Raw genomic sequence first — 25,502 nt, 5'->3', positions numbered from 1 at the left:
AGGAGGATACAATGAAAAAAATAGTTTTATTACTGGTCTTTATATCGTTTGTTTTCGGACTTGCATCATGTAACAAAGAGGTTGATTTAGATTTAGAATCACCTGCTAATGTTGCAATATTAAATGGTGTAGTAAGTTGGGATGATGTAGATCAAGCAGATTCATATATTGTTTTTATAGATACAACTGAAGTTGCTGTATCAACAACTTCTTATGATTTAAATGATCAAGAACTTGCAGCAGGTAGTTATTCAATTACTGTTGTAGCAGTTAAGGATGATAAGGTGTCTGTACCATCTAGCGTACTTACATATGTTGTAGAAGCAGCTGTTTCTAGTTTACCAGCTCCGACAAATGTTGCAATAAATGATGGTGTACTTACTTGGGGCAGTGTAGTTGGTGCTACTAGTTATGTCGTTCATGTTGGAACACAAAGTTTCACAGTAACAGCTGCAACACTAGATTTAAATAGTGAATCTATTGCAGTAGGTAGTTATAGTGTTTATGTAACTGCTTCTGATGGAACAAATGTTTCAGTTAATTCAGCAACAGTTAATTATGTAGTTGAATTAAATCTAAATCAAGATGCAATCGCATTAGTGTTTATTCAAAGAATGGATCCTACATTTACTCTAGATTTAGAAGAAGATGACTTTGAGGATGTTTATGAATACAATAATTATTTAGTAGCATTAGATATGGCTCAAGCATTTTCAAGTAGTGCAGTTAGTATGGGGATGACTCCAACCAGAGCTATTAATCTTATTAATGATGCTAATGATATGGTTGCAGGTATGTCAAGAGCTACTAGTTTAGATGACATGATGATGGAATTAGAAATATTTGAAGATTATGATATGGATGCTGCTGATTTAGCAAACGTATTATATGAACTAGCATTTGTACTTCTTGATTCAAGAATTAGAGATATTGAATTAACAGCAATGAATAGAGTAGAAATGATTTCAGGGTTTGAAGATCAGATAACATTAATTACAGGAAACGCTGATTTTATTGCTGTATATGATTACGTAAAAACTTTTGCAGATCCTAGTGAATATGCTGCTTTAGATATGTTATTCTCAGGCGAAAGCTATGATTTAATAATGGTTTTAATGGATATTAGTGGTGGATATACAGTGAATCCAATGTACTATACACATTTAAGTGATGAAGAACAAGGATATATACTAGATTTAATTTCTATTACGGATAGCATGAATGCTGATGTAGCTGGTGCTTTATTCTTAGCAAACATTTACAAACAACAAAATAATTTATATGATCTAGAAATGTATGTTAGCATGATTGAAGATTTTGACATGTATGGTGATTCTAGTTTAGAAGAAATGGCTATGTATGAAGATTTAATCATTTTATTTACTGATAATAAAGATGATGTTATTGATTCGTTAACAGTTGTTATTGATTTTGCGTTAACAGTTAAAAACACTGTACCTCAAAATTCAATTGATTTAATTGATGAATTTATGTCAACTGGAGAAATTTCAACAACTGAAATGTTTACCATAAAAGATGAACTTGTATTAGTTTTACAAAATGCATTACCTGAAGCTACAGATTTTGAAACTATATATAACACAATGTTTATCATTGGCGGTAGTTTAGCTGACTATGATATGACTGATTATATGGATTATGCGGAATTATTAGGACAATCACAATATTTATCAATGAGTTTAATGTTAAATTTCATTGGTGATATTGATGAAGCTCTTATGACTGATGCTATAGATATCTTAATGGACGCTCAAGATGAATATGGCAATATGGATTTTGAACAAAATCCAGAAGTTGCAATTGACTTTGTATTATTTGTAGTTGATTACCTACAAACATTCATGATTGATAATGCAGTTCAAATCACTGCTTTAGAAGCACTTGTAACAGATGAATACTTAGAAGAAATATATGTAATGGTATTAGATTTAGCAATTGATCAAATCGAAAATGATCAGTATATTAATGCGGATTATGCGATGATGATGACAGATTTCTTAGAAGATATGAAATTAGAATTTGATACTTATAAAGCTTTAGTTGATATGTTTGGTGACACTGCTACAGACGTTTTATCATATATGATTGACTCAGAAGCAAGATTACTTAAAATAGTAATTAATTTAGGTCAAACTCAAGAACCTACAACAACAGAAATTTTAATGGACCTTACATTGATTATCAATGAAGTAAATAATATTGATATTGAAATTTTTGATGAATTAGATGACGCTCAACTTCAAGTTTTATTTGATGCAGCTAGACTTCCTTTAAAAACTGCAGTAGAAGCTAGTGGATCTGATCTTAATTTTGATACACTATATGCATCATTAACACCTGAATTAAAAACAATCATTTTGAATGTGATTTCTCTACAATCTGATTTATTAGCTGAAGCAGATGATCTATCCTACTTAACATTGTTACCTATAGTTACAAATACATATCTAACTTCTCCAGAAATGGGAGCATATGTGGTTGCTATCATGGTAGCAAGTAACACATTTACTACAGTAAACGAAGCATTAGTATTTGATACAATTGATATTTTATTTGATGATCTATTATCAAATAGCGATGTATTAGCAGCTACAAACATGATTCAACAAGATGTTGTTTATATGAAAGCTGATGTAGTATCTGAATTCCAATATGTTATTGATGAATTCCAAGCACTAGGATTACTTGATTTTGATAATTTAACTTTAAGTGATGAAGAAAGAATAGAAGATTTCTTCTTATACTTCCAAGACTATTTCTATTCTGAAGAAGTATATCGATAAGAACATTTAAATAAAACAGTTGGGAAATTTCCCAACTGTTTTTTTTTAGATTAAGATGTTTTCAAAAACTTAAATACTTTTGATAACCAATGTAGGTGAAATGAAATGATAGGGCCTATAACTATTGCTAATACAAAGGAACCTATATTCACTGCACCAAATTCTATACCGGCAATAAATCCAATATTAATGGCCAATATAATTGCGAAAAGCTCAATCATAATGCGCATTGTAAAAAATTTCTTTACTCCTAAATGTCTCATCATTACAAGCGTAAGCTCTTCATAAACCATTGCCGGATATGTTGAGATCATCATTAAAGCCAGACCTAAAGTGATAGTGAATGATCCAACTATAAAAAATAGTAATTTAACCCAAAATAATGTTAATACTATATCTTCAAAAACAAATATGTTCCAAAAATCTATTGCAAAAGCTAATCCAAATATAGGAAGAAGAATCGAAAAGTATTTTAATTTTCTTCGAAATGAGATTACAAATAATAAAACTAATACATTTACAATTGCACTTGCGGTACCTACAGAAATGTTTACTAAGACACTTAAATTATATGCAACAGTATCCCAAGCACCCAAACCCAGTGTGCTAGCTATTAAAATGTTTATACCTAAAGCAATAGTCAAAATGCCAGATATATATATGATGGTTTTTAAAATGTGATACTTTTTCATAGATCCTCCAGCACATTCTATGTTAGTTAATTTACATAAGGTGTCAAATGCGCGCAGCCATATTATAACATAACAAGACTTGTTCTTATCAGAGCAATACTTTATTTCGCATTCTTTCGATACTTTAGCATGAAAAACAAAAGATTATATGATAAAATGATAGCAAAATATAAATTACAATAAGAATTTTCATGTATTTTAGGACATCAAAACATAAGGTGTTAATATGAAAAAGATATTCAAAGAAGGACATATGGCAACTGTATATGTTGAAAATGATACAGCGTATAAAGCATACGATGATTTTTACCCTGAAGAATGGATTGATAAAGAAATTTATATTCATGATATCTTATTAGAAAAAACGAGTTTGAATGTAACTAAGATGTATAAAACTGGTGCACATGAAATTAAAATGCCATTCTTAAATCAAAACACATTAGACACTGGAATTGATGAGAAATTTGATAATGTCAAACTTATCGATTTTGTTCATTTACAAACTCAAATTAACGCTTATATGGCATTAGAATTAGAAAATGCACATGTTGTCTTTAAAAGATGGATATTAATGTCACAGTTGGGTAAAGATATTAAGAATATCGCACTTGATGTCTTAGATAATTTGGAATATAAAAATCATCTTTGTCATTTTGATTATCAACCAAGCCATGTTGTTTCATTTGAGAAAAAATACTTTGTTGTAGATTGGATACACGCAAAGCTTGCGAATCCAATTTTAGATATGGCGAGCACATATATTATATTAAGATTGAAATCTTATAAACTTGCACATCAATATTTATATAAAGTCATTGATATGACAGATTCTAAACTTGAGGATATCTTTAAAGTTGTTCCATTGATGGCAGCAATCAAAATGATAGAAACAGATGATATATTTAAACATAAAGTCTTAACTACGCTAGTTTTTGATCCAAAAAATAAGGTTATTATATAATGAATATGTAAAAAGGAGGCAATTATAAGTGGATGAAATCTTAACAGTAAAAAACCTTGTAAAATCATATAAAGAAATATTAGCAGTTGATGACATCTCTTTTTCAGTAAAAAGAGGTAGTCTTTTTGCTTTTTTAGGACCTAATGGAGCAGGTAAATCAACAACTATAAACGTTATCACGACTCTACTAAATAAAGATAGTGGACAAGTAATGATTAATGGAAAAACAGACGAAAAATATTTTAGAGAGAAAATAGGAGTCGTCTTTCAAAACAATGTTTTAGATGATGTATTAACAGTCAAAGAAAACTTATTATATAGAGGTGCACTTTATTTAAAAACAAAAGAAAAAGTATTAGAAAGATACTTAGAATTAGCAGAATTTTTAAATTTGCATGAATTTGAAAATCAAAGATTTAAAACTTTATCTGGCGGACAAAAAAGAAGAACAGAAATTGCAAGAGCGCTTTTTGCTAATCCAGAGATTTTATTGTTAGATGAACCAACAACCGGCCTAGATCCAGAAACTAGACAAATCGTTTGGAAAGTTATTGAGCAATTAAAGGAAGAAAAAGGCATTACTATATTTTTAACTACGCACTACATGGAAGAAGCAGCCAATGCTGACCATGTTGTTATTATCAATAAAGGTAAGATTATCGTTGAAGGAACTCCAGCATTTTTAAAAGAAAAACATAGTTATGATCGATTTAAAATTGTTCCTTTTGATAAAGAAAAATTAAAAATAGAATTAAAGAAATTAAAAAAGGATTTTGTAAAAATTGCTGATCAGTTTATCATTAAAGTAGAAAACACACAAGATACACTTAATTTAATCGAAACTTTAAAAGATAACATTAAACAACTTGAAGTTGTAAAAGGATCAATGGATGATGTTTTTGTAAATGTTGTTGGGAAGGATTCTTTATATGTATGAGTTCACATCGTTAGTTAAAAGACACATGTTGAAGTTTTTAAGAGATAGAACAGCAGTTTTTTTCTCATTTTTGAGTGTTATTATATTGTTAGTCTTATACTTTTTATTTATAGGTGAAAACTTTGTATCTGAATTAAGAAATCCTCTATATGCGAATCTAATCGATCCTGGTCTTATTGATTATATTAAAATAAGCAATATGATGGGTGGTATTTTAGTCATCAATACAATTTCGCTATCCTTAGGTATTATGGGAAATGTCATTAATGATTTGGAACAAAGATCACTTGATGCGTATTTAGTGACTCCAGTTAAGCGATATAAAATTATATTCAGTTATTATGTAGCTGCAATTATCGTAACAGCTTTTTTTACAATTGTTATGTGGGGATTTACAATTATTTATCTAGGTATTCTTAGTGGATATTGGTTTCCCATATCTACTATATTTTATACAACTATACTATTAATCTTCTTTACGTTTATATCTTCCTCACTTATGATTTATTTAGTAACATTATTAAAATCAGTTTCTGCTTTTGGTGCCCTATCAGGTATTTTAGGAACTGTTATTGGATTTACCTGTGGTATTTATATGCCGCTTGTTATTCTTTCACCTGCTATTCAAAGTGCTGCGTCAGCACTCCCATTTACACATATGACGATATTACTTAAAAATGCATTATTAAAAGAACCTATGAGTCTTTTAACTGCAAGTCTAGGAACAGAAGATGCGGTTAACCAAATGAAACCATATTTTGGAATGAATGAAATTGGTTTATTTGGAGCAGATGTTAATATGTTTTGGTTAATGCTTGGATCAAGTGTTATTGCAGGTATACTTTTATATCTAGGATATAGAAATATGAGTAGAAAAATTAAGCAATAAATCCATATATCAATATGATTTTTGTTAAACTATATATGAAATCAATCACGTGAGGTGTTTTATGTCTAAATTATATATGCTAACAAAACCGAATTGTCCAAACTGTAGTAAATTAAAATTATATTTAAAAACAGCTTTACATGACCAATATAAAGATGATATTACCATCATTGACAAAGAGGAGAACTACGATTTATTTTTTAAGATGGTCAAACAACATATGGTACTTGCATTACCAGTACTTATTAAAGATGATGATGTATTAATTGATGTGAGTCCTCAAAAAGTAAAAGCATTTCTAGAAAAATATACAAAAAAAGCTAATGAGTAATCATTAGCTTTCAATTTAATATGTATCTAAGAGACTTATATGTATAAGTCTCTTTTTTTGTAAAACACAAATGTAGAAAATGCTGTAACAATAAATACAATTAAAGATACTAATATATAAAATATATTGAAATCACCGCTCAACATATCATTTGCAGGGAAGTATTGAAAAGGAATTAAAAACTTAATAAAATCTAATTTGCCATCAACCATTGTTATGAGGATAGATAGCATAAATGTAGAAATCAAAACTGCGATGGTTATCCCTCCAGATTTTTTATATTCTTTAAGGGCTGAAGATAAAACCATGCCTAGACCTAAAAATATAATTTGAGTAAGGAATACACCAATTGATAAATTGAATAAAAAACTAAAATATTGATCTGATCGATCAAATCTTAAATAAGAAATGCCTACAACAGATATTAATAAAATATTAAATAAAACTGAATAGAATAAAGAAACTATCAATTTAGAACGAATAACTTGATCTCTTCTAATTGGAAGTGTAAATAAGTATTCTGCAGTTTTATCCCTTTCTTCCTTAGAGATAATATTACTACCCAGTAAACCTGAATAGATACACAAAGGAAGATAGATATATAGTGAAAGTATTGTAATAAAGCCTTCAGGTGTCGTGATATCTGAAACAGATGCTCCTAGTGCTTGAAATAAAACTTCAAAACTAGCCATCGCATCTAAAATATCTTGATTGCCAGCATAACTTTCAAATTCGATGCTAGCCACATACATAACAATTGACAGAGGAATTAACCATATGAGAAATGATTTTAGGTTTGCTTTTAATTCGCGTTTAATAATATTCATGATTTATCCTTTCTTTTATAGTGATGCAATATTTCTTTTTGAATACAAGAAATAACTAGCTGGAATTGAAATTATGATAACTGCTATCGTTATGATAACTAAATTCCATTGATGGTTTGTATTGATAAGAATGTAGTTTGGATCAAAATGAGCATATACAGAAAGCAGTTTAAAAATATTAAATGATAAAACTGACCCTAGAGCTGATAAGATATATAATCCAAAAGATAACCCCATAGAAAAGCTTAATACGCTACTGACTTTTTTTACTGATACAGATATGAGTAAGCTTAAAGAGAAGAAAAACAATTGAATAAAACCAAAAGAAGATAGGACAACAATTACTTTACCAAGCTCTAAAGGACTATCTCCCTTAACCAAGTATAAAGTAGCTATCGTAATAATCCACATAGAAAGATTAGTAATGAATAAACTTGTCAATGCAGCAAGTACTTTTGCTATAAATATTTCGCTTCTTTTAACAGGTTTTGTTAAAAGGAAATCTGCAGTAAATTCTCTCTCTTCAACACTTAACATATGAAATCCATAATTAGAAGCTTGAATAGCTAAAGGAATATAGATCATCGAAACAGTTAAAGAAAAATAACCTAAAAGACTAGAAACTGGTAATTCAGCATTCATACCAAAAGCTGCTAGAAATTCTTCAGGAAAACTATTCATTAAATCATCAAGAGCTCCAGTGTCTGTAGCAATTGTCGGATAAAAAAGCATATAAAATGCTAATCCCAAAGGAACTGCTAAAGACCATATAAGTGTTGATTTTTTCAACATGGAAAATTCAAATTTATATATATTCATAACAAACTCCTACTCGTAATAATGCATAAATATTTCTTCAAGTGTTGGTTCTTCTATGGAGATGTCTTTTAATTTTAAAGTAGACATTATTTTTACGATTTGATTCACATCACCTTTAAAGAAAAAGGAGACGTGATCATCTTTTTGAATTAATTGAGAAACACCAGAAATGTCGAATTTCCCATTATTAAGGTTTTTTCCAGTGATTGAGAACTTCTTATAAGAATCTTTTTGTAATGTCTTTATATCTTGAATGCTAATGATTTCTCCATCTTTAATGATAGCGACTCGATTACATAGTTGTTGCACTTCACTTAATATATGTGAACTAAATAAAACAGTTACACCGTTCTTATTTTCTTGTTCGATAAGTTTAAAAAACTTTTGTTGCATTAAAGGATCTAATCCTGTTGTAGGTTCATCTAAGATAAGAAGTTTTGGACTATGAAGTAGGCCTTGCACGATACCTACTTTTTTCTTATTTCCATAAGATAAATCTTGGATTCTTCGATTGAGATCAAGTTCCATAATCTCTGCAAGTTCAGCAATTCTTTGTGTACAATCTTTATCATAAAAACTTGCTGAGTAGTTTAAAAGATCTATAACTTTCATTTTGTCATAATAAAATATTTCAGAAGGAAGATAACCAATTTCTTTTCTAATTTCGCTACCAAACTCAATGGCATCCTTACCAAAAATAGTTGCAGTCCCACTGGTTGGATAGATTAAAGAAAGCATGGTTCTAATGGTTGTTGATTTACCAGCACCATTTGGACCAATAAAGCCAAAGATTTCTCCTTCTTTAACTTCTAAGTTTACATCCTTACATCCTTTAGCTTTTCCATAATATTTAGTTAAGTCCTTAAGTTCTATAACATTCATAAAATATCTCCTTCATAATGTTGTATTTGAATTATCTATAATGTTATTTTACACGTATTTCTTTTGTATTACAACTAGGCATTTTATATAACCTTTTTCTTGAACTTTACACCACAAAATCCTATTTACGTTTTCTTTACATAACTCTTACTAAAATACGATTTCTAATAAAGTTAATTTTCGTTATAATTAAATCGAAAAAATTAAAGGAGAACAAAAAAATGAAGAAAATTAAAGGATTAAGTTTAGTAATAATTTTAGCATTAGGCTTCATGCTTACTGCTTGTCAAAGTGATGAAACATTTAACACAGATAGTAATATAACAGTATATACAAGAGATACCACATCAGGCACAAGAGCTGGTTTTATGGGTGGTATTGGATTTGCAGAAGCAGAATCAAGTGATGATGTTTTAGTTGAAGGATTTGTAATAAAAGATAATACAGGCATCATGACTTCGATGTCAACTGATGAATATGGTATTGGTTATGTATCATTAGCAAGTCTAACTGATGACATTAAAGGGCTATCTTATGAAGGTATTGAACCAACGGTTGATAATGTAATTAATAATACATATGGATTAAAAAGACCATTTAATTGGATGGTTCGTCAAGCTGGTGATTATCCAAGTCAAGATGTAGAAGATCTAGTTGAAGCATTTGTAGCATTCTTAACAACTACTGATGCAGCAGATATTATTAATAACGCTGGAGCAGTTGCACTACCTGCGACACAAACTTGGGATGACATCAAAGCAGATTATCCTATAACTAATCAAGATAATAGCACAGTTACTCTTAGATTTGGTGGATCTGACTCCATTCAAAAAGTTGCAGAAGCACTTACACAAGCGTTTGTTGCAAAAGCTGGTAATTTTGTAGCAGATCATGACCACACAGGTTCAGGAGATGCTTATAAGAGAGTTGTAGGATCACAAAAAGATGAATCAGTAGGTAAAGATGTTGGATTTGCATCTAGACCATTTAAAGAAACTGAATTAGAAGTTGATGGAACTGCATTAGATATGGATCAATATGGACAACTTGCATGGGATGCAATCGTTGCAATCGTACATGTAAATAATCCATTAAATAATGTGTCTGCTGAAGATTTAAAGAAAATTTATGATGGAACATACCTTCTTTGGTCAGATTTAATTAGTGAATAAGAATATTGAATAATAACAACAAAAGACCTTATTGGTCTTTTCTTGCGTGTAAAGGACGATGATAATATGCAACAATTAATGAATATAAGAAAATCAAAGAATGGTAAAAACAAAATGATTGATATTATTGTTAGAGGTGTTTTGTTCTTTCTAGCAATTTTATCATCATCATTTGTCTTTATTGTAGCAGGGGTTATTTTATTTAAGGGTATTACACCATTTATCTCAAATAATGGTGGATTAGGAAGTGTTAATTTTTTCTCATTTATAACAGGAGATACTTGGCTTAGAGGAGAAACATTTAACTCAAATTTATATGCGATTGGATTTATTATTGTTAGTACTGTTTATATTGCATTACTCTCATTACTTATAAGTTTCCCAATTGGTGTATTAACCGCATTATTTATAGCAAAAATAGCTCCTAAGAAATTAGCAGAAGTCTTAAGAACAGTTACAGAATTACTAGCTTCAATCCCTTCTATTATTTATGGATTATTTGGAGCAGGTCTTGTTTTAAAAGTTGTATATGAGGCAAGTGCACTTATCGGTTATCAATCTAAGGGTGGGAATTCTGTATTATCTTCGGTCATTGTATTAGCGATTATGACAATACCGACTATTACTTCAATTTCTGAAGTAGCAATTAGATCAGTTGATAAAGAAATCATCAATGGATCACTTGCATTGGGTGCATCACCCATGCAAACAAATTTTAAGGTCGTTTTATCAGCAGCAAAATCCGGTATATTTACAGCCGTAATCCTAGGCATCGGAAGAGTTTTGGGTGAAGCAACCGCAGTAAGTTTAGTTGCTGGTGGCAGAAGATCAGGCCTATCTTTTGATATTTTAGACACAACCTCAACCTTAACAACCATCATGTTAGAAGGTATGAAAGAAACAGTTGGATTAGATTATGATATCCGCTTTTCAGTAGGCATTATCTTGATGGTCGTTATTTTATTGACAAATCTCATATTAAATATAGTTAAACGTAAGGTGGGACATGTCGATGTTAAATAGAAAAGTAAAAGAAAGATTATATAAATTTACAACTTATGGAGCAGCATTTTTCTCACTTGGTGTTTTATTAATGATTATAGGGTTTGTCTTTATCAATGGTTTTAAATTATTAAATATTGATTTAATAACCCATAACTATACAGCTGTTACTTATATTTCAGATTTGAATGATGGATTTGTTTTAAATGAATATCAATCCAATATAGAAATTGATGAAAATACATATTATTCCCAAAAATGGGGAGTTGCATTAACAGATGATACAGATCTTCAAGGTAAAAATGTTATCGTTGTTACTTATGTCCATGAAGATTCACCTTTAAATACATTAAATAATAAAGGTGTCGGATCTCTTACATTATCCCTTAGAAAAGACTATGAGATCATAAGAATAGCTTTTGATGGAGCAGCTAGTGCGCTATCTAGTAGAGGAGCGCAAAATATGATTAATCTACTAGATGCACAAGATAATATAAGAGAACTAGAGTTTCAAACAACTGGTGGAGGTATTAGAGGGTCTATTATCACAACAATTTATTTGATAGGACTCACCTTAATATTTGCACTACCTATTGGAGTTGGTGCAGCAATTTATTTAAACGAATATGCGAAAAACAATCGATTTAACAATATGCTAAGAACATTTATAGAAACACTTACAGGGGTACCTTCTATTATCTATGGATTAATGGGGTTGGCTATATTTGTTCCAATTACGATTAAATTAACATCAGCAACTGGTGGCAATCTGATCTCAGGATCTATGACTTTAGCTGTGATCTTACTTCCAATCATCATCAGAACAACAGAAGAAAGTCTTAAAGTTGTCCCAGATGACTATAGATACGCCTCCTTAGCCCTTGGAGCAAGTAAGACGCAAACTGTATTCAAGGTTATTCTTCCAAGTGCTTTTAGCGGCATATTGACCGCAACCCTACTTGCAATTGGTAGAATCATTGGAGAAAGTGCTGCGCTAGTATTTGCGATAGGGACATCAATTAAAGATGATATCTATTTAACTGATAAATCAGCATCACTAGCAGTTCATATTTGGTCAATGATGACAGATGAACCAGCAAATATAGAACTTTCATCAACCATTGCGATTATTATTTTATTTATGGTACTAGTTTTAAATATTTCCGTTAAGTTAATTTCAAAAAGATTTATGAGAAAGTATGGTGTGACTCAATGATGACAACAAATAAACCAATTACATTTAGTATTAAAAACCTAGATTTATTCTATGGAGAAAAACAAGCCTTAAATCAAATTGAATTACCAATATATGAAAAAGAAGTTACAGCTTTAATTGGTCCTTCTGGATGTGGAAAATCAACTTTTTTAAGAGTATTAAATAGAATGAATGATTTGATTGATTCTTGTGTGATTAAAGGCGATGTTTTATATCACCAAGATGATATTTATAGAAAAGATACTGATATTATTGAACTTAGAACAAAAGTTGGTATGGTGTTTCAAAAACCAAACCCATTTCCAATGAGCATTTATGACAATATAACTTATGGTCCTAAGTGTCAAGGCATTAAAAATAAACAAGTTTTAAATGAAATTGTTGAAACGAGTTTAAAACAAGCAGCAATCTGGGATGAAGTCAAAGATCGCTTAAAAGAAAGTGCGCTATCTTTATCAGGTGGTCAGCAACAAAGACTGTGTATAGCAAGAACAATTGCGATGAAGCCAGAAGTTATTTTAATGGATGAGCCAACAAGTGCACTAGATCCTGTTGCAACTGCAAAAATAGAAGATTTAATTGTAGAATTAAAAAAAGAATATACAATTGTTATTGTGACACATAACATGCAACAAGCTGCTAGAATTTCTGATAAGACTGCATTCTTTTTAATGGGAGAGGTTGTTGAATTTGGCGATACAAACCATATGTTTTCAACACCTAAACATAAGAAAACAGAAGAATATATCACGGGTAGATTTGGATAAAAGGAGAAAAAAAATGACATTAAGACAACATTTAGAAGAAATGATTGAAGAGTTAAAGAAAAATGTAGCACATATGGCAGATTTAGCACTAAGTAATTTAAGAGAAGGACTTGTAGCGTTTAAAAATGGCGATCAAGATTTAGCGAAAATAGTAATCAAAAAAGATGATGAAGTGGATCGTTATGAAGAAGAAATTGCAAAACTTGCTTTAAACATTATATGGAGAGAACAACCTCTAGCTAGTGATTTAAGATTAGTTACTGGTATTTTAAAATTAATAACTGATTTAGAACGTATTGGAGACCATGCAACTGACATCGCTGAGATGACACTACATATAGAGGGTAAGATAAATAAAAGAGTTTTACCAATTACGTCTCAAATGGCAGATATTGTTGAAGAAATGGTATTATTAAGCATTAAGGGATTGGTACAAGTTAATGAATCAATCGCTATAGAAGTTATTAAAAAAGACGATGAAGTTGATAATTTGTTTCAACAGCTTATTCTTAAGATGACAACTGAGTTAAAAAATGATAAAATTGATGCAAATGAATTGATTTATGTGCTCATGGTTGCCAAATATTTTGAACGTGTTGGTGATCACGCTGTAAACATCGCACAATGGATTATTTTCATCGTAAAAGGAACACATAAAAACACGTTATTATTCTAAGGAGGACTATCATGCCAATTGTATATTTTGTTGAAGATGATCAAGCCATACAATATGTTATAGAAAAAACAATTGAAAATGCCGGATATACAGGATATGGTTTTTCAACAGGCGAAGCTTTTTTTGATAAATTTAAGTTGCAAAAACCAGACATGATTTTATTAGATATTATGCTTCCAGATGTTTCAGGATTAGATATTCTAAAGCTTATTAGAAAAATGGATGATAAGATACCTGTCATGATGATATCTGCGCTTCAAAATGAAATGGATAAAGTGATTGCACTTGATTTGGGTGCTGATGATTATATGACTAAACCATTTGGAGTATTAGAATTAACTTCAAGACTACAAGCAAGATTAAGAAACATTCAAGGCGATCATATATATAGTTTTAAAGATGTTAAGATTGATGATCATAAGCATATTTGTTTGATGAACAATGATGAAGTATATTTGACAAATAAAGAATATGATATTTTAAGATTATTAATCAAAAATCAAAATGGTGCAACATCTAAAGAAATGATTTTTAAATCTATATGGAATACTGATTTTATAGGCGAATCAAGAACACTAGATATGCATATCAAATCTTTAAGACAAAAACTAAAAACTAAACAATCAACTTTAGAAATAAAAACCATTCGTGGCATAGGATATCAAATCAAATGAAAAGAACTATTATAAGAAAAAACATGCTTTTGCTTTTAAGTGCATTAATAGTGTTTTTTGTTATTGCAATTTTGTCAGTATATCAAATTCAGAAAAAACATCAATTATCGATGATGTCTTTTTTATTAGATGAAGTAGAAGCAAGTTATGAAAACTTTGATCAAACAGATACGGATTTTGTTCGTCTATTTGCACAAACCCAAAGACGTATCACCATTTTAGATGAAAATGGATTTGTTTTAGCTGATACACATGATGATGCAGTTGGAAAAGATAAAAGTCAAAGACCAGAAATTCTAGATCTAGGCAGTGTACAATCTAGAAAATCTGACACTATTGGTGTTGAGTTATTATATATAGCAACTCGTTTGGACAATGATTATTATTTAAGAGTATCAATTCCAATCGAGACACAAATAAGCACTTACAATCAAGCAATAATTGTTTTTGTATTAAGTATTATGATTATTTCTATGATTTATTACATTGGATTAAAAAAAATAAATGAAAATTTATTAAAACCTTGGGATAAAGTTATCAATGGATTAACATTATTAAATCAAGGTAAATATCAAATGATGACCTTAAATAGTGAATATCCTGAGATTAACAATATCTTGCATGAGATGAATCAAATTAATTATGATACATCAACAAATTTAACACATATAAAAAATTATCAGAAACAATCTAATGAAATATTAAATGAAATTAAACAGGTGATTCTTTTATTTGATCACCATAAAAATTTGATATTTTATAATTCAAATGCGAAATCATTATTTGATTTAAACGATGAACTTTTAAATAAAAATAGTTATAATTTTATAAGAGAACACAAATTAGAAACAGCCATTGATGAAGCATTAAATCTTGATCAAACATTTCATCAAGACATAAAAATAAATGATAGTTTTTATGATACATTTGTTTTACCTTTACATGTCGAATCTAGCTCAAATGATTTAGCTAAAGTATTAGTAACTCTAAATAATGTTTCAGAAGAAAGACAACTTGGACAAATGAAAAAAGATTTCATTTCTCATGCCTCTCATGAACTGAAATCACCATTAGCCGCAATCAGAGGATATGCTGAACTTATTCAGCTTGATATGATTAAAAAACCAGAAGAGATTGTTGATATATCTAGTAAAATTGTTGAACAAACAATGTTTATGAATGCATTAGTAGAAGATATGCTTATGCTTTCTCGTTTAGAAAACATTAAAGAAGAACATTTTGAAGTTATTGACTTATCAAAAATATTAATCAAAGTAATCAATTCATTAAAACAAGTTTATAAAGATAAACACATTAAACTTATAAGTGAAATAGAAGAAATAAATTATGTTGGTGATCCTATAGATTTCACAAAACTGTTCACAAATCTTATTGAAAATGCTTATAAATATTCACCAAATGACAAATCAATTTATGTTACATTGGAAAACAAAAATAATACAATGAACTTTTCTGTTAAAGATGAAGGTATAGGCATTGATAAAGAACAACAACATAGAGTCTTTGAAAGATTTTATAGAGTTGATAAAGGTAGACTTGATGGTGGAACTGGATTAGGATTGGCGATTGTAAAACATATCGTTATTAAATATAATGGAGATATAAAACTAACTTCTGTTTTGCAAAAAGGAACTGAAATTAAGATTATCATATAAAAAAAAGAGCATGCAAATGCTCTTTCAAATTTATAAATGGCAGGGATAACAGGATTTGAACCCGTACTAACGGTTTTGGAGTCCTCAATAGTAAAACACCCAATAAAATGGGTGTTTTATTATTTAAGGGGGATATGATGAACTTCCAAAGAGTTAGAAAAATCATTACTACAGAAGCTGAAATTTTTAATATATCAGATTTAAGAATATACAGTTTAGTTTTAGAATGTTTAGATTACAACAAAAGTCTTGCTGATGAATTCATGCTATCTAGCCTAGGTGGATATGATGAGAAAGAATTAGAAAGAATTCATAGAATTAGAGATAACACTAACAAAAGAGTACAAAATCAGGCTTGTGCTTTTTAAATTGAACATTGTAGTCTTAATTTGAGCTATAAAAGGTACAGCCTGATAACGTATCTTTTATAGCCCAAATTAGGACTATAAATCTATATCAGGGAGGTATTAAAATGTCCAAGAACAAAAGTAATAATGTTAAACAAGTAAAAGCAACTTTGGTAAGAACAAAAGCAATCTTAGAAGCAATCAAAAAAGAAACTAAATTTAGAAAAGATGACGGACTAGAAAATCAGGAAATTCCAATTCATCCAGGACAATTAAAGATGCATTTGTTTCCAGTCTTTAATCCTGGGGTAAAATCATGATTGAAGCTATTATTTATATTTTTATTGGTGGTCTGATCGGATGTTCATTCTTTACACTACCCATGTATATCTATTACCGTAAAAATAAAAAAATATCACAAGGTGATATCAAATGATTAATTATAACGAGAGAGCAAAAATGATGAGCATAGCTAAACGAAGTATTGATGCAAAAGATAAACTAAAAGAAAATGAAAAAATATATGTATTGTTAAGTCTTTTAAAAACCTTAATCAAATATAAAGCAAATCAAATTTAGATTTCATTTTATTTTCCCCCTGGTGCTGAGCATCCACCATAAAAGGCTCAATCTCTATCTTAAATAAAAAAAGAACACAAGAATAACTCTGGGGGAGAAGTGAAAACTTGTGTTCGATATGATTATAGATCAACATAGAATAAAACTCGAAAAGATTTCTAAAACGATTGGAGTAAACGTAATATGAATACAATCAACGAAAAAGTTTATAGCTTAGCCATGGCTGATCCCATGATCATACTAGACATGTATTGTAAGAATATAGATGATTCTTTAAAAAAAGATGTCGTTAAACTTTATCAGGATCACATGGAAGTCTCTACAGCCATACTTAATGCCATGTTAATCTTTATATTAAAGTACAAAGAGGGATATATACCACACTATCAATACATGGTATCCGCATTAAATGGGTGGTTAAAACACGTCAAAACACCCGAAGATGCACTACTTAAACTCATACGTCCTAAGTCAAAGAAAAAGACCTATAAAAAGAAACAAGCAGTTTCTGAACCTGATTGGATGGATGATTACGTTAAAAGCTTAGAAAAAATGGAAACATAAACTCAAAAAGGAGTTAACTTAAACTATGCAAGCTGCACTTAATAAAACATATAAAAAATCAAATCATTTCCCTCATGTAAAAGTGCATCCGCATTATATGATGAATGGAGCAACTTCCTTTTATGCTAACTCTGATATAGAAGTATGGAATAAAGTGATCCATTTATTGATCTACATGCATAGAACTAATCCAGTGCTATTTATATCAAATACAGGTATCTTAAGACTTTTAAATGATTATGGAGCAGATACGAGCATCAACAGTATCAAACAAGCACTGAGAAAGCTTAGAGACATGGGCTTTGTTAAAGATGTAGATGAGTGCGAATACCATGTGAAAGATGCTAGTTTAGGTCTAACTAATGGTCGTATTTTGAAGTTAAATGTTCCTCTTATCTTAGATTATCTAAGAGTCACAGACTTTGATAATAAACTATATTCTAAAGGCGTTAAAAAATCACGTGAGAGACGTTTCATTCGTAAAAAGATGTATACGCTTGTTGACTGGGTAAACATTAAGAAAAACAACCTTAAACAAGCTTATAATGCATATGTAGTAATCCAACAAAAGAAATACTTTTACAAAGAAGAAAAAAACGAAGAATTAACGTTAGCATCATATAAAGCATCTGAAGAACAAATATATGCAAATATTCAAAGCATATACGAGGAAACTGATGTGGGGGTAGTTATGAACTGAATATGAAAATAAGCCTCTTATAGAGGCTGTTTTAGAGCGCATATGAGACCATAAGACAAACAAAAACATTATAAATACTCTTAGAAATAGATGATTCACCTGGTAAAATTAAGCCCAGGTGTTTTTTTATTTTATGTTGTGTATAAGTGTATACCATACAAATAAGAAACTGTATCCTAAATAAGAAAGTGTATACACAAAATGTCTATACTCTTGTATTACTACTCTTTTAAGACTATCTTAACCTATTATTTTATCTATTCTATCAGAGTATCTTTCATGAGGACCGTTATTGTGATATACAGTGATCTATATATGTATCTCGCTGATGATACCGCTATGAGATCCAAGTTACTTGGGACGATATAAAGATCAAAAGATAAAAGACCCTTAAACGAAAGACCTGTCGGTCTTAAACAGGCATGCCTACCTATCCCTCACCTACCACAATACATTTTATCCGGTAGGCATGTATCAAAACTCATGTTTATATCAAAATCCCTTAGAAGGTAAAATATAAAGTCTAATATATTTATCGAAGATATTACAATATACTATTTGTATAATAATTAAATATACTATTTACTTTTTTTATTTTTCATGATAACATGCACTTAATTAGTTTCAAAAAATAAAATAGGGGAGATAATTAAATATGTTTAAGAAAGAACCTTTAAAGAATCAACAGATTTTGGTTTTAGTAAGATTGTTAAAAGCAAGTACAAAAATGCTTGTTTTTTTAGCATTGTTTGGGCAACTGTGGAGTTTAGTACCATGGAGTGCATTTCAAGTACAAGCTGCAACGATTGAAAATCAAGAACTTATAACAGAACAGTCTTCATTTGATAGCTACCCAACAACGAATGATCCTGATTTTGATCAAAGTCAAGTAGCTATAGAATCTGAGATGATAGATGAGAGAACAGAAACATCTAAAACATTTCGCAAAGTAGATGGAACATATGAAGTAGCTATGTATAACGATGTTATTCATTATCAAAAAGATGGAAAGTGGAAGCAAATCAATAATAGTTTATATGATACTGGAAATGAGTTAGAAAATAAGGATAATAAATTTAAAGTGAAATTCCCGAAAAAAATTGATGATAATAAGTCGATTAAATTAACATTAGATAAGTATAGTATTGATTGGAGTATTCTTGATATTAATCAATCAACTGTGAAATATGATGAATCTAAAACAGAATCAAATGATATCAAAGAACTGATAAATATTAATCAATCAGTTTTATATAGTCAAGTTCTTCAAGATGTGGATATTGAGTATATATTAACCGGTAGTAAAATTAAAGAAAATATTATTCTCAACAACTATATTGAAGAATTCAGTTTAACATTTGAATATAAACTAAAAGATTTATCTCTTATTCAAGATGAAAATGGAAGTATTTTATTTTTAAACCAAGATGATGAGGTTCTTTTTTCCTTTGATGAACTATATATGATAGATGATGAATTAAATACATCATATGATGTTTCATATGAACTTAATCATATAGGTAATAAAGTGTATCAAATCACAATCATTCCAAATGATGAGTGGTTACAAACAGCATCATATCCAGTGAAAATTGATCCAAGTTTAGTGATTAATGGATCTGATAATCCAGGCATACGAGATAAATATGTCACATCTTCAAAAGCATTTGAATATGGCAGTTTTCTTATGGTCGGAAAAAACAGCATAGATAGCTATAAAAGTTATATCGAAATTTCAACCGCAGAGATTCCAGATGATGCGATTGTAAGTTATGCACATCTGCAGTTAAGAACATATTATGGAACAACTTATAATCATTGTGACTATTTAAGTTGTCAAATCAACTTAAAAAAAGTCAATTATACGTCATCATGGACCAATATTACTAGAAATACATTTAACGATGTAGACACATTTATTGAAGATTATGATTATGTGTATCCTGGAGATATAGGCATTGAGTATTATCGCTGGGATATGACAAAAGCTATGAATGATTGGTTAGAAGATAATCGCTCAGTTGGTATTGTTGAATTAAGCAAACAGACACTAGTAACTAACGATCATATGTATTTTGCATCAGAAGAATATGGAGATACAATTGGACCTAATGTTATAGTAGGTTATCAGTACACAACAGGACTATATAACTTTTGGACTTATCACAGTGCTCCGGTTGGTGATGCAGGAACCGCTATGATTAATGATTTTACTGGAGAGCTCAATTTTGTTAGAAATGATTATTTTGGAAAACATGACGGTCTTGTTATTGACATAGGCATGTATTATAGTGAAAATCTTAAAGATGTTAATATAGGATATGGGTTAGGATGGAGAACGAATTTTGATAGTTATGCATCGGTAAATGCAACAACTGGTGAACGAATAGTTACAAATTCGAACGGAAGTAAGACTTATTTTGAGTATGTTCCTGCAGATTTTGCAACCGATGAACCACTTATTAGGGACTATAATCTAACGACGTACTTAGCAGATGATGGAAGCCGAAACATTCTTGTAGTTGATGATTATAATAATGATCAAAATCTAGATATTATTGTGTATACTCCTGATAGGATTAGAAGTATCTATGATAATGGAAGACTTGTTAGAATCGAAGATCTTAAGACAGGACAGTTTTTAAATATTCATCATGATGCTAACAATAGATTAGATAAAGTTTCTGATTTTTATGGTAATTTTATATCTTTTGAATATGATTCAACAGATGATAATTTAGAATACCAATTAATTCAACTTGCTCAAACATGGGATGTAGACGGAAATTGTACTTCATATAATTTAGTTGAAGTTATAGAATATGAATATTCTTCAAATGCACTGAATAACAACAAAAACTTATCTAGTGTCACATATCATAAGGATTATAGAGGACAAGTAAGTTATTTAGATATTGTGAATTCTACATACCAAGGATTTTCAACATTTATGGCAAATGCATCTTCAGATACAGTAATTTATGATTATTATGATTCACTAGGCGGAGATGATAGACTAGATTCGATAACTTCAAGTGAAGGACTGAATCTTGAAATCCAATATGACACGTTAAATAAAGTTGATCAATATAAATATACCATGGGTAGTGACAATCTAGGATTCATTGATGTTGAATATGCGTTATATCAAACAACATTTGAAGATCATCTAGGAAATTCAGTGATGTATACATTTGATAGTTATGGACATACAGTAAATATTTTAGATGATTTTGGAAATGCTACATATTATAGATATTTGAATCCTTGGACTGGAACATTTGAAAGTAAAAATTTATTTTTAAATCATAAACTCGTTGAATCATCACTTCCTCAAAAAACTCAATTAAATCCAATTGGAAACCATAGCTTTGAGTATAATACACTTAGTACTGATACAAATTGGGATTTTGTTATTGATTCAAATGCAGGCTTCTTTAAAAATCCAGTTGGAAGTTATTTAACTACGCAGAGTTTGTTTGGTGATAAGGCGGCTTATATATTTGTTTATCCTAATCAAGTAGCACATCTAGAACAACAAATCATTCTTGATCAAGGAGATGATTATAAATTAAGTGGTTACATTTATGGAGATACTTCAGAGGACGCCTATCTTGCTGTCACAGTTGATGGGAGCACAGAATATACTCCAATAAATGATCAGTTAGGTGAATGGAAATATCTAGAAGTAGATTTTGATGTAACATCTGATAATACAATAGTTACAATAAAACTATATAATAGCGTTAATGGACGAGCTTACTTTGATAATATTCAAATTACGAATGCATTTCAAGACACTCGAGTTAATATACTGGACAATCCATCATTTGAGATGAACACAGCTGGATGGACATTGAGTAATGCAACTCGAGTTTATGATGGTATTGAAAATCAACAAGGCGATTTATATGATAGTATTCTAGGTGATTATTACATTCGAATAATTGGTGATGCTGACTTAGGTAAATATATTGAAACCACACTGACAAGTTCAGAATTTGAAGCAGGAAGTAATTATATTATTTCTGCATGGGCTAAAGGTGATGTAACACCAGATAAACATTATGATCAAAATCCAGATGGTAGAGCCTTTGGAATTTACGTGACACTTTCTGATGGAACAAATTCAGATGAGTATTACTACGAATTTGACTCAGATATCGAATCATGGCAATATCAAGCTTCAAAAATATATGTAGATAGTACTATTACATCAATCAATGTAAAAGTATATTATAGAGGTGAAGGTACAGTATATTTTGATGGTATACAAATGTATAATGAGTCTTTTGGAACCGAATATAGCTATGATGCATATGGGAATACAGAATATATTCGCACACCTGAATCAAGTGGTGTGATTTTCAATGAATACAATGAAGACAACAGATTTTTACTTGATCAAAGTACAGATCAAAATAATAAGGTTACATATTATGGGGCCTATAGTTCAGGTTTATTTAAAGATGTGTCACAAAACAATGTCGCTGCAACAATAACTTATAATGAATATAATAAGGCCTATAGAGTTGAAATTGGAGAAGATGCAAATGATGACGGTGTAGTTGATGGATCATACTATCAGAATTATTTGTATTATACAACCCAAGGTCAATACATTTCTAAAACAACAGATGAATTTGGAAGTGAAATAGAATATACAAGGGGACTGCTTAATGGACTTTTAACATCATTTGATAATGAAATAGACATAGCAACAAACTACACATACGATGAAAAAGGCAGAATAAAAACTATATCCAAAGATGATTCAACAATCACCTATCATTACACGGGTGATGTGCTTGATGAAATTCAAATGAATGGTATGACTTACAAACTAGAATATGATGATTTATATCGATTGGAATATGTTTACATTGGAACTGGAACTGAAGGGACTTTTTCTGGATCTATGCTAAAAGAATATACTTATGATACTGATATCGCTAGCAATGTAACCTATGAAACAAGTAGAATTTTTGAAGAAATTTTTGGTAATGGGGATAAAATAAAAATAACTTATAATGATGAAAATCAAATTGAGGGCTTATGGTTTTATGAAACCGATCACTATGTACAAAGATATTCATATGAGTATAATCAATCAGGTAATCTTACAGTATTGAAAGATTTAAGAGATAATCAAGAATATTATTATAATTATGACCTTGTAGGACGTATCAGAAAAGTAACAAATCAAGATGGGAATGTTATTTCGTATGATTATGATAATGCAGGAAATCTTCACATTTATACTTTTGATATTGAAGGATATAGTCGAACTACAACATTTAATTACAATTTAACATCTGGAATCTACGACAACACAGAATTTGGTGATGTAACTAAAAACTATACATTTGAAACAGATGACTTAAGACGATTAGTTGATATATCCATAACACTAAATACTACAACAATTAATACAGTTTTATATAGTTATTATGAAGGTGTTGATGTTACTTATGGTGATGTATCCAGAAGAATAAAGACAATCACTCAAACCAATGGTCATCACTATATTACACAAACCATGGAATATAATGAGCAAGGCTATATTACAAAAATAACTGATTTTTCTTCCGATATCATGGAATACTATTATGATGAAAACAACCAACTTATTAGAGAAAACAACGAAATAGACGATTATACTTTTACCTATGCCTATGATGATTATGGCAATCTAACTACGCAATCATATTATAATTTTGCTCAAGGTAACAATACATTACCTACACCATTACAAACTGAAGTATATGGTTATGATTCTACTTGGAAAGATAAAATCAGTAGCATGGTATACATAGATGTACTCAATTCATCATTAAGTTATACTTTAACTTTTGTTTATGACAATTCTGGTAATGTTACTGAAATAGATGATACCAGAGGTACATCTTATGACAAGTCATTCACATGGGAAGGACGCAGCTTAATATCTCAAACAATTGGATCTATGACTTCAACATACACATATAACCAAGATGGAATCAGGGATTCAAAAACTGTAGGCACAGTCACAACGACTTATTATTTGAATGGATCATTAGTATTATATGAAACAGATGGAACCAATGAAATCTATTATACATATGATGTAGATGGCTCTTTAATCTCTATGAGATATAATGGATCTGAATATTTTTATATGTTTGATGCGCTTGGAAATGTGTCTTATCTCATTGATTCTGATGGTTATACTGTGGTATATTATAGATATGATGCATACGGTAATATCACTGTTCAAACATCTTCAGCTTTAGCAAATGCAAATCCTTATCGTTATAGAGGATATCGTTATGATCAAGAAAGCGGATTATACTATTTGCAATCAAGATATTACAATCCTGAAACAGGAAGATTTATCAATGCAGATGGTATGTTGAAAGCAAGTGATACAGTTTTAGGACATAATATGTTTACCTATACTGAGAATAATCCTGTGATGAATGTTGATCCTAGTGGATATTGCTTAGCAAATGCTAATGGTGATTCAGTTAATCCTGAATGGAGACCAAGATGTAATCCATATGATCAATATCCTGGAATGAATGGTGGTAATTGGGGACCAGGAAATACTGATGATTTAGCGGTTGTAATTGATATCACAGGCGGACTAATTGTAGGTGGTGGCATAGCAATTGTCATTAATTTCACAGATCAGTATATTGAGATTTATCTGCATTATGGTGTTTACATTTCAGATGCGCCACTATCAATTGATATTGGATTTGTAGATAATTATGATAAACCAGGAGACTATAAAGGCCAGTTTATGTCTACATCCATATCTGGTAAATTATTAGGAGCTGGTCATGCGTGGTCTGTGGACATTGAAGTGTTAGATTTTTACATTGAAGATGGTCCAAGAACCACTTTCATAACGTTTGGCACTTCGCACTTTTCTTATACATATCAGTTATATTTGGTAGATGAAGAAGAAGTACCATACTTCATTTATTATTGGGGTGAGTAAAA

22 protein-coding genes are annotated in these 25,502 nt (G+C 30.0%); 18 read left to right on the top strand and 4 right to left on the bottom strand.

Going from position 1 to position 25,502, the window contains the following annotated elements; translation table 11 throughout:
* The first annotated feature begins 11 nt into the window (after window positions 1-11).
* Window positions 12-2,804 (top strand): PKD domain-containing protein, encoded by a 2,793-nt coding sequence (locus MPAN_RS07720; RefSeq protein WP_176239269.1) that lies wholly within the window; start codon window positions 12-14, stop codon window positions 2,802-2,804.
* 50 nt (window positions 2,805-2,854) lie between these two features.
* Here MPAN_RS07720 and MPAN_RS07715 read toward each other — a convergent pair whose 3' ends face one another.
* Window positions 2,855-3,496 carry a YczE/YyaS/YitT family protein gene (locus tag MPAN_RS07715; protein ID WP_176239268.1) on the bottom strand — a complete coding sequence of 214 codons (642 nt, stop codon included), beginning with the start codon at window positions 3,494-3,496 and terminating at the stop codon, window positions 2,855-2,857.
* A gap of 226 nt (window positions 3,497-3,722) precedes the next feature.
* Here MPAN_RS07715 and MPAN_RS07710 point away from each other — a divergent pair, with 226 nt between their 5' ends.
* The 4 genes from MPAN_RS07710 (at window position 3,723) to MPAN_RS07695 (ending at window position 6,614) form a co-directional block, all read left to right on the top strand.
* Entirely contained in the window at window positions 3,723-4,457 is a 735-nt protein-coding gene (locus MPAN_RS07710; RefSeq protein ID WP_176239267.1) for a hypothetical protein, read from the top strand.
* 28 nt (window positions 4,458-4,485) lie between these two features.
* Window positions 4,486-5,394 carry an ABC transporter ATP-binding protein gene (locus MPAN_RS07705; protein ID WP_176239266.1) on the top strand — a complete coding sequence of 303 codons (909 nt, stop codon included), beginning with the start codon at window positions 4,486-4,488 and terminating at the stop codon, window positions 5,392-5,394.
* A complete protein-coding gene (locus tag MPAN_RS07700; protein WP_176239265.1) occupies window positions 5,387-6,283 on the top strand; it encodes an ABC transporter permease in 897 nt (298 codons plus the stop codon). The genes MPAN_RS07705 and MPAN_RS07700 overlap by 8 nt, the downstream gene beginning before the upstream one ends.
* A 61-nt stretch (window positions 6,284-6,344) precedes the next feature.
* Window positions 6,345-6,614, top strand: a complete 270-nt coding sequence (locus tag MPAN_RS07695; RefSeq protein WP_176239264.1) for a glutaredoxin family protein — start codon at window positions 6,345-6,347, stop codon at window positions 6,612-6,614.
* A 35-nt stretch (window positions 6,615-6,649) separates the two neighbouring features.
* Here the strand turns inward: MPAN_RS07695 and MPAN_RS07690 are convergent, their stop codons facing one another.
* The 3 genes from MPAN_RS07690 to MPAN_RS07680 are packed head-to-tail and all read right to left on the bottom strand — an operon-like array spanning window position 6,650 to window position 9,142.
* Entirely contained in the window at window positions 6,650-7,441 is a 792-nt protein-coding gene (locus MPAN_RS07690) for an ABC transporter permease subunit (protein ID WP_176239263.1), read from the bottom strand.
* 15 nt (window positions 7,442-7,456) lie between these two features.
* The gene (locus MPAN_RS07685; protein WP_176239262.1) at window positions 7,457-8,260 is read right to left on the bottom strand and encodes an ABC transporter permease; all 804 of its coding nucleotides are present in this window, start codon (window positions 8,258-8,260) and stop codon (window positions 7,457-7,459) included.
* A 9-nt stretch (window positions 8,261-8,269) separates the two neighbouring features.
* Complete coding sequence (locus tag MPAN_RS07680; RefSeq protein ID WP_176239261.1) at window positions 8,270-9,142, bottom strand: ABC transporter ATP-binding protein; 873 nt, start codon at window positions 9,140-9,142, stop codon at window positions 8,270-8,272.
* Between the two features lie 221 nt (window positions 9,143-9,363).
* On the opposite strand from MPAN_RS07680, the gene MPAN_RS07675 reads away from it, so the two are divergent.
* From MPAN_RS07675 to MPAN_RS07615, 13 genes are all read left to right on the top strand, one after another.
* Complete coding sequence (locus MPAN_RS07675; RefSeq protein ID WP_176239260.1) at window positions 9,364-10,314, top strand: substrate-binding domain-containing protein; 951 nt, start codon at window positions 9,364-9,366, stop codon at window positions 10,312-10,314.
* Window positions 10,315-10,380: 66 nt separating this feature from the next.
* Window positions 10,381-11,337 carry a phosphate ABC transporter permease subunit PstC gene (gene pstC / locus MPAN_RS07670; protein WP_176239259.1) on the top strand — a complete coding sequence of 319 codons (957 nt, stop codon included), beginning with the start codon at window positions 10,381-10,383 and terminating at the stop codon, window positions 11,335-11,337.
* Window positions 11,327-12,532 carry a phosphate ABC transporter permease PstA gene (gene pstA, locus MPAN_RS07665; protein ID WP_176239258.1) on the top strand — a complete coding sequence of 402 codons (1,206 nt, stop codon included), beginning with the start codon at window positions 11,327-11,329 and terminating at the stop codon, window positions 12,530-12,532. The genes pstC and pstA overlap by 11 nt, the downstream gene beginning before the upstream one ends.
* On the top strand, window positions 12,532-13,299 hold the full coding sequence (gene pstB / locus MPAN_RS07660; RefSeq protein ID WP_176239257.1) for a phosphate ABC transporter ATP-binding protein PstB: 768 nt from the start codon (window positions 12,532-12,534) through the stop codon (window positions 13,297-13,299). The genes pstA and pstB overlap by 1 nt, the downstream gene beginning before the upstream one ends.
* 13 nt (window positions 13,300-13,312) lie before the next feature.
* A complete protein-coding gene (phoU, locus tag MPAN_RS07655; protein ID WP_176239256.1) occupies window positions 13,313-13,975 on the top strand; it encodes a phosphate signaling complex protein PhoU in 663 nt (220 codons plus the stop codon).
* 11 nt (window positions 13,976-13,986) lie between these two features.
* Window positions 13,987-14,649 carry a response regulator transcription factor gene (locus MPAN_RS07650; RefSeq protein ID WP_176239255.1) on the top strand — a complete coding sequence of 221 codons (663 nt, stop codon included), beginning with the start codon at window positions 13,987-13,989 and terminating at the stop codon, window positions 14,647-14,649.
* Window positions 14,646-16,325 (top strand): sensor histidine kinase, encoded by a 1,680-nt coding sequence (locus MPAN_RS07645; RefSeq protein ID WP_176239254.1) that lies wholly within the window; start codon window positions 14,646-14,648, stop codon window positions 16,323-16,325. Before MPAN_RS07650 ends, MPAN_RS07645 begins: the two co-directional genes overlap by 4 nt.
* A 137-nt stretch (window positions 16,326-16,462) precedes the next feature.
* Window positions 16,463-16,693, top strand: coding sequence for a hypothetical protein (locus MPAN_RS07640; protein ID WP_176239253.1), 231 nt, complete (start codon window positions 16,463-16,465; stop codon window positions 16,691-16,693).
* A 104-nt stretch (window positions 16,694-16,797) separates the two neighbouring features.
* Entirely contained in the window at window positions 16,798-16,992 is a 195-nt protein-coding gene (locus MPAN_RS07635) for a hypothetical protein (RefSeq protein WP_176239252.1), read from the top strand.
* Between the two features lie 112 nt (window positions 16,993-17,104).
* Window positions 17,105-17,251: a hypothetical protein gene (locus MPAN_RS07630; protein WP_176239251.1), complete on the top strand. Its 147-nt coding sequence runs from the start codon at window positions 17,105-17,107 to the stop codon at window positions 17,249-17,251.
* A gap of 183 nt (window positions 17,252-17,434) precedes the next feature.
* Complete coding sequence (locus MPAN_RS07625) at window positions 17,435-17,815, top strand: hypothetical protein (protein WP_176239250.1); 381 nt, start codon at window positions 17,435-17,437, stop codon at window positions 17,813-17,815.
* Between the two features lie 25 nt (window positions 17,816-17,840).
* A complete protein-coding gene (locus MPAN_RS07620; protein WP_176239249.1) occupies window positions 17,841-18,515 on the top strand; it encodes a hypothetical protein in 675 nt (224 codons plus the stop codon).
* 655 nt (window positions 18,516-19,170) lie between these two features.
* Window positions 19,171-25,500 carry an RHS repeat domain-containing protein gene (locus tag MPAN_RS07615; protein WP_176239248.1) on the top strand — a complete coding sequence of 2,110 codons (6,330 nt, stop codon included), beginning with the start codon at window positions 19,171-19,173 and terminating at the stop codon, window positions 25,498-25,500.
* Window positions 25,501-25,502: the final 2 nt, after the last annotated feature.

It is taken from the genome of Mariniplasma anaerobium (assembly GCF_016865445.1).
GTDB classification, from domain to species: Bacteria; Bacillota_I; Bacilli_A; order Acholeplasmatales; family Acholeplasmataceae; genus Mariniplasma; species Mariniplasma anaerobium.
The sequence above is the reverse complement of the archived record's forward strand: the minus strand, read 5'-3'. Positions and strand labels throughout refer to the sequence as shown.